At 61.4% G+C, this 2129-nt stretch carries 3 protein-coding genes; all 3 read left to right on the forward strand.

Translation table 11 applies throughout. The features are described 5' to 3' along the window. Window positions 1-280, forward strand: a 280-nt coding sequence (locus tag AC5JJ6_RS10970) for an EamA family transporter (protein ID WP_496042066.1), incomplete at its 5' end; no start/stop codon positions are given. An 80-nt stretch (window positions 281-360) separates the two neighbouring features. Further along, entirely contained in the window at window positions 361-1233 is an 873-nt protein-coding gene (locus tag AC5JJ6_RS10975) for an SMP-30/gluconolactonase/LRE family protein (RefSeq protein WP_496042067.1), read from the forward strand. A gap of 196 nt (window positions 1234-1429) precedes the next feature. After that, the coding region (locus AC5JJ6_RS10980; protein ID WP_496042068.1) for a hypothetical protein at window positions 1430-2129 on the forward strand (700 nt) is incomplete at its 3' end.

Consider the following 2129-nt stretch of genomic DNA (forward strand, 5'->3'; position numbering starts at 1 on the left):
GCTGGGAGAAAGCGGCATTACGGCTCTGACGGGTCCGGTCCTGGCCTCCATGGCCTACCAGATCGTCATCGTCGCGTTCGCCAGCTATCTCACCTGGTTCTGGCTGATAAGCTCGTATCCCGCCGGCAAGCTGACCGCCTTCTCGTTCCTGACACCCTTGTTCGGGCTGATCGCGGGCGGCGTGCTGCTTGGCGAGAGGATCAGCGGTGCCATGGTGGCCGCCATGCTGTTGGTGTGCTTTGGGATATACCTCGTGAACCGTCGCCCGGCCGTTCCCTGAAAGCGGCCTTGCCTTACGAAAGCACCTGGCTTGTCGGGGTTTTCGCACCCGGGATATCTGACTCGCAGAGGAGAAACGGCATGAATATCGAATGCGTCGTCGCGGAGCCTGCCAAGCTGGGTGAAAGCCCGATGTGGTCGGTCGCCGAACAGAAGCTGTACTGGGTCGATATCGAAGCCCCTGCCCTTCACCGTTTCGACCCGGCTACGGGCCGGGATGAAAGGTGGTCGATGCCCGAGGAGATCGGGTCCATCGCAGTGCGCGGCAGGGGCGGCCTGCTGCTGGGGCTGAGGAACGGCCTTGCCTTCTTCGACCCGGCCTCGGCCGAATTGACCCGCCTGTTCGATCCGGAGGCGGACAAGCCGGACAACCGGTTCAACGACGCCACTACCGACGGCGCCGGCCGCTTCTGGGCCGGCACGATGCGGATGGGCGCGCCGCTCGGCCAGCCGCAGGGTGCGCTGTACCGGATCGATCCGGACCTGAGCTGCCGTCCCATGATCGACGGGCTCTGGACCACGAACGGGCTGGCTTTCAGCCCCGACGGCAAGACCATGTACCTGTCCGACAGCAACGCCAAGGTGCGGACCATCTGGGCATTCGACTACGATGCCGATACGGGCACGCCAAGCAACCGCCGGGTTTTCGTGGATACCCACGGCATGGCCGGAAGGCCTGACGGCGGTGCGTGCGACGCGGACGGATGCTACTGGATGGCAGGGATCTTCGGGGGGGAACTGCTGCGTTTCACGCCGCAGGGCGTGCTGGACATGACCGTCAAGATGCCGTGCCGCACCCCGACCAAGATCGCCTTCGGCGGGCGTGGACTCGACGTGATCTACGTGACCTCCCTTCAAACGAGCGGAGAAGAGCCGGATCCGCTGGCAGGCTGCCTCTTCGCCATCACCGGAACAGGAGTCACCGGCATGGAGGTGCCGCCATTTGCCGGATAGTAAGTTTCCAGTCAATTTCCAGTAAATCCGGTACGCCACACTATATTGTACGATTATTTCCGATTCGCGTTAATGACTTGGGGTATATAGTGAACAACCCCCGCGATCGGCCCTTTATCGTCAGATATAGTGTAGATTCTGTTCTTTTTCGGAGAATATCTGTAGCAATAGGATCAAACCCCAAAGGAGACATGGGATGTCCATTGCTACGTACGAACGTGAAATCTCCGCAAAAGAGGATCGCATCGCATCCGATCAGGCGGAGCGGGCACCTGCCCGTTTCGCCGATCCGAGGGCCGGAATGCACCACCGGCTACCCGGATTCGTGCAGCCTTTCCTAACCTGGCTTACGGCTCGTCCGGCACCGGGAGAAACCGCCAAGGCGCATTCTTCCCATTACCATGTCGTCACGGCCTTCGCGGCCCTGACAGCAGGCGTCGCCTTCAGCCTCGCGGCACTCGAACTGGGTGGCTTCTGGCTGATCGCCCTGCCCTTCATGATGATCCTCTCGTCGTCCGGGATGGGCAAGCTACAGGCGGTCGTCTTCCATCACTGCGCCCATGGCACGGTATTCCGCGAACGTTCGACCAATCGCCGTGTCGGCGAGACGATCTCGATCCTGCTGCTGATGAAGCATTTCGACGTCTATCAGCACGAACACATGCTTCATCACAGTCCCAACAAGCTCCTGACCCACGAGGACGAGTTCACGCAGTTCGTGATGAACCTCGCCGGACTGCGGCCGGGCCTCCCCAAGGCGGTACTGTGGCGGCGCGTCATGATCAGTTTCGTTTCTCCGTTCTTTCACCTGCGTTTCCTGCTGGCCCGCATCTCGTCGTGCCTGCTGTCCCATTCCACCGTCCATAACCTGATCGGCTGGGCGGCCTGGGGAGGGT

This window comes from Skermanella sp. (genome assembly GCF_059503625.1).